General features: G+C 56.7%; 3 rRNA genes. All 3 read right to left on the bottom strand.

Annotation, left to right across the window (positions count from 1 at the left end):
- Positions 1–62: 62 nt before the first annotated feature.
- A 5S ribosomal RNA gene (rrf, locus tag AOM04_RS14095) occupies positions 63–179 on the bottom strand.
- 86 nt (positions 180–265) lie between these two features.
- Positions 266–3369: ribosomal RNA gene (locus AOM04_RS14090) — 23S ribosomal RNA — on the bottom strand.
- A 410-nt stretch (positions 3370–3779) separates the two neighbouring features.
- Positions 3780–5302 (bottom strand): 16S ribosomal RNA (locus AOM04_RS14085).
- The 16S, 23S and 5S rRNA genes sit together here, the layout of an rRNA operon.
- Positions 5303–5545: the final 243 nt, after the last annotated feature.

Below are 5545 nucleotides of genomic sequence, written 5' to 3'. Positions count from 1 at the left end.
GGGAGTCGTGTCTGGGGATGCGAAAAGCCCCCCGAGGGTGTCGGGGGGCTTTTCTAAGGTATGTGCCGCAGCGTCCTACTCTCCCACACCCTGGCGGGTGCAGTACCATCGGCGCTGGGAGGCTTAGCTTCCGGGTTCGGAATGGGACCGGGCGTTTCCCTCCCGCTATGGCTGCGGCAACTCTATGGAACTTGATCGCGGTTTCCCTGACCGTAGTTCGGGAACCGCACAGTGGACGCGAGCACGCATTTGGAAATCTAGGATGTGTGTCAAGTTATCGGCCTATTAGTACCGGTCAGCTTCAAGAGTCGTTAGTCCTCTCTTCCACGTCCGGCCTATCAACCCCATGGTCTATAGGGGGCCTTCAGGAGCAAGCTCCTTGGAAACCTCATCTTGAAACAGGCTTCCCGCTTAGATGCTTTCAGCGGTTATCCCTTCCCAACGTAGCCAACCAGCCGTGCTCCTGGCGGAACAACTGGCACACCAGAGGTTGGTCCACCCCGGTCCTCTCGTACTAGGGGCAGCCTTTCTCAAGTTTCCTGCGCGCGCAGCGGATAGGGACCGAACTGTCTCACGACGTTCTAAACCCAGCTCGCGTACCGCTTTAATGGGCGAACAGCCCAACCCTTGGGACCAACTCCAGCCCCAGGATGCGACGAGCCGACATCGAGGTGCCAAACCATGCCGTCGATATGGACTCTTGGGCAGGATCAGCCTGTTATCCCCGGGGTACCTTTTATCCGTTGAGCGCCGGCGCTTCCACATGCCACCGGCGGGTCACTAGTCCCGACTTTCGTCCCTGCTCGACCTGTCAGTCTCACAGTCAAGCTCCCTTGTACACTTGCACTCGCCACCTGATTGCCAACCAGGCTGAGGGAACCTTTGGGCGCCTCCGTTACTCTTTGGGAGGCAACCGCCCCAGTTAAACTACCCACCAGGCACTGTCCCTGATCCGGATTACGGACCGAGGTTAGATATCCAGAGTGATCAGAGTGGTATTTCAACAATGACTCCACCATGACTGGCGTCACGGCTTCATAGTCTCCCACCTATCCTACACAAACCACACCGAATACCAATACCAAGCTATAGTAAAGGTCCCGGGGTCTTTCCGTCCTGCTGCGCGTAACGAGCATCTTTACTCGTAGTGCAATTTCGCCGAGTTCGCGGTTGAGACAGCGGAGAAGTCGTTACGCCATTCGTGCAGGTCGGAACTTACCCGACAAGGAATTTCGCTACCTTAGGATGGTTATAGTTACCACCGCCGTTTACTGGGGCTTAAATTCGGAGCTTCGCCTTGCGGCTGACCCCTCCTCTTAACCTTCCAGCACCGGGCAGGCGTCAGTCCGTATACATCGTCTTGCGACTTCGCACGGACCTGTGTTTTTAGTAAACAGTCGCTTCTCCCTGGTCTCTGCGGCCCTCAAACGCTTCCCCACGCAAGGTGGTTCACGCCTCAGGCCCCCCTTCTCCCGAAGTTACGGGGGCATTTTGCCGAGTTCCTTAACCACGATTCACTCGATCGCCTTAGTATTCTCTACCTGACCACCTGAGTCGGTTTGGGGTACGGGCGGCTAGAACCTCGCGCCGAGGTTTTTCTTGGCAGCATAGGATCACCGATTTCCCCCATACGGGGTCACCATCAGGTCTCAGCCTATGTGAGTCGCGGATTTGCCTACGACTCGGCCTACACCCTTAGACGTGGACTACCATCGCCACGCTCGGCTACCTTCCTGCGTCACCCCTGTTAATACGCTTGACTACTACGGATCTGGTTCGTGCGCGCCACCGAGATTCCCCTTAAAGGGTGCACCGGCTTTGGGCACTTAGCATCGTCCGCCTCGTCATGGGCGGTTCTTCGCCGGTACGGGAATATCAACCCGTTGTCCATCGACTACGCCTGTCGGCCTCGCCTTAGGTCCCGACTTACCCAGGGCGGATTAACCTGGCCCTGGAACCCTTGGTCATTCGGCGGACGGGTTTCTCACCCGTCTTTCGCTACTCATGCCTGCATTCTCACTCGTGTGGCGTCCACCGCTGGGTTACCCCGCGACTTCACCCGCCACACGACGCTCCCCTACCCATCCACACGCCTGGACCACGAAGGCCTAGCGCACTGTGTGAATGACACAACTTCGGCGGTGTACTTGAGCCCCGCTACATTGTCGGCGCGGAATCACTTGACCAGTGAGCTATTACGCACTCTTTCAAGGGTGGCTGCTTCTAAGCCAACCTCCTGGTTGTCTATGCAACTCCACATCCTTTCCCACTTAGCACACGCTTAGGGGCCTTAGTTGGTGTTCTGGGCTGTTTCCCTCTCGACTATGAAGCTTATCCCCCACAGTCTCACTGCTGCGCTCTCACTTACCGGCATTCGGAGTTTGGCTGACGTCAGTAACCTGGTGGGGCCCATCGGCCATCCAGTAGCTCTACCTCCGGCAAGAAACACGCAACGCTGCACCTAAATGCATTTCGGGGAGAACCAGCTATCACGAAGTTTGATTGGCCTTTCACCCCTATCCACAGCTCATCCCCTCGGTTTTCAACCCAAGTGGGTTCGGCCCTCCACGCGGTCTTACCCGCGCTTCAGCCTGGCCATGGATAGATCACTTCGCTTCGGGTCTAGACCCAGCGACTCAAACGCCCTATTCGGACTCGCTTTCGCTACGGCTGCCCCACACGGGTTAACCTCGCCACTGAGCACTAACTCGCAGGCTCATTCTTCAAAAGGCACGCCGTCACCCCTACTAGGGAGGCTCCGACGGATTGTAAGCACACGGTTTCAGGTACTATTTCACTCCCCTCTCGGGGTACTTTTCACCCTTCCCTCACGGTACTGATTCGCTATCGGTCAGTAGGTAGTATTTAGGCTTACAGAGTGGTCTCTGCGGATTCACACGGGATTTCTCGGGCCCCGTGCTACTTGGGATGACTCTCAGGAGTCCGCATGATTTCGGCTACGGGGGTCGCACCCTCTACGCCGGGCCTTTCAATGCCCTTCGCCTACCACACGGATTTTTGACTCCTTGAACGACCGGCAGATCGTTCCAAAAGGTCCCACAACCCCGCACATGCAACCCCTGCCGGGTATCACACATGTACGGTTTGGCCTCTTCCGCTTTCGCTCGCCACTACTCACGGAATATCTCTTCCTGTCGGTACTGAGATGTTTCACTTCCCGACGTTCCCTCCACACGCCCTATATATTCAGGCGTGGGTCACTGGACATGACTCCAGCGGGGTTTCCCCATTCGGACATCCTCGGATCACAGCTTGTTTGCCAGCTCCCCGAGGCTTTTCGCAGGCTACAACGTCCTTCTTCGGCTCCTACTGCCAAGGCATCCACCATGTGCTCTTAAAAACTTGACCACAGATATCAAAGATGCTCGCGTCCACTGTGCAGTTCTCAAAATACGGGCAGCCCCACCCCCACACCCCACACCTGCATGAACACGTACGTTCACACCGTTTGATGGGAGGAGATGGTCCGCAACCGTGAACCCTCGATCCTCGAGCTTCTCTCCTTCAGGAGATCCCCTCGAGGGGGTTTGACGGTCTGAAGCGGTTGAACTTACGTCCGACCCTTCAGGACCCAACAGCGTGCCATGCCGACAACCTCTCCGATCATCCAGCGTTCCTACCCCAAAGGGTGTACTGACTGTCCGACCGGCGACTGCCGGCTCATGTCGATGTTCCATCCATGAGCCCCACCAGACTACGAACGAGTCTGAAGTGGGATCCTGACCGGTCACCCAAGGTGACTGGTAGGTGCTCCTTAGAAAGGAGGTGATCCAGCCGCACCTTCCGGTACGGCTACCTTGTTACGACTTAGTCCCAATCGCCAATCCCACCTTAGACAGCTCCCTCTCAAAAGAGTTGGGCCACTGGCTTCGGGTGTTACCGACTTTCGTGACTTGACGGGCGGTGTGTACAAGGCCCGGGAACGTATTCACCGCAGCGTTGCTGATCTGCGATTACTAGCGACTCCGACTTCATGAGGTCGAGTTGCAGACCTCAATCCGAACTGAGACCGGCTTTTTGGGATTCGCTCCACCTTACGGTATCGCAGCCCTTTGTACCGGCCATTGTAGCATGCGTGAAGCCCAAGACATAAGGGGCATGATGATTTGACGTCATCCCCACCTTCCTCCGAGTTGACCCCGGCAGTCTCCTATGAGTCCCCACCATCACGTGCTGGCAACATAGGACGAGGGTTGCGCTCGTTGCGGGACTTAACCCAACATCTCACGACACGAGCTGACGACAACCATGCACCACCTGTATACCCCGCCGAAGCACCCCCCATCTCTGGGGGTAGAGGGTATATGTCAAGCCTTGGTAAGGTTCTTCGCGTTGCATCGAATTAATCCGCATGCTCCGCCGCTTGTGCGGGCCCCCGTCAATTCCTTTGAGTTTTAGCCTTGCGGCCGTACTCCCCAGGCGGGGCACTTAATGCGTTAGCTGCGACGCGGAACTCATGGAAAGAGCCCCACATCTAGTGCCCACCGTTTACGGCGTGGACTACCAGGGTATCTAATCCTGTTCGCTCCCCACGCTTTCGCTCCTCAGCGTCAGTTGTGGCCCAGAGACCTGCCTTCGCCATCGGTGTTCCTCCTGATATCTGCGCATTCCACCGCTACACCAGGAATTCCAGTCTCCCCTACCACACTCTAGTCTGCCCGTACCCACTGCAGGCCCGAGGTTGAGCCTCGGGATTTCACAGCAGACGCGACAAACCGCCTACGAGCTCTTTACGCCCAATAATTCCGGACAACGCTTGCGCCCTACGTATTACCGCGGCTGCTGGCACGTAGTTAGCCGGCGCTTCTTCTGCAGGTACCGTCACTCTCGCTTCTTCCCTGCTGAAAGGGGTTTACAACCCGAAGGCCTTCATCCCCCACGCGGCGTCGCTGCATCAGGCTTGCGCCCATTGTGCAATATTCCCCACTGCTGCCTCCCGTAGGAGTCTGGACCGTGTCTCAGTTCCAGTGTGGCCGGTCGCCCTCTCAGGCCGGCTACCCGTCGTCGCCTTGGTGAGCCATTACCTCACCAACAAGCTGATAGGCCGCGAGTCCATCCCAGACCGAAAAACTTTCCCAACACTCACCATGCAGTGGTGTTGCATATCCGGTATTAGCCCCGGTTTCCCGAGGTTATCCCAGAGTCTGGGGCAGGTTACTCACGTGTTACTCACCCGTTCGCCACTGATCAGACAGAGCAAGCTCCATCGTCACCGTTCGACTTGCATGTGTTAAGCACGCCGCCAGCGTTCGTCCTGAGCCAGGATCAAACTCTCCGTAAATGAATGGCGTACAACCAGACGAATCTGGCATACAACATTACAGAGTATCGTCTCCGAAGAGACATTAATTTGACCTCTGACATCGAACAAAACATCATTGCTGACATTTCGTTGTCTACCAAAGGAATCCTGCACCCCGATAACCGGGATGCCGGGTTTTGGCATCGACATGTGGCACACTGTTGAGTTCTCAAGTTTCGGACGCGCACCGCTCAATTCCCTCTCGGGCCTCTCGCGGGGCAA

Source organism: Demequina soli (assembly GCF_000971195.1).
Lineage (GTDB): Bacteria > Actinomycetota > Actinomycetes > Actinomycetales > Demequinaceae > Demequina > Demequina soli.
This window is presented reverse-complemented; position numbering and strand designations above follow the sequence as displayed.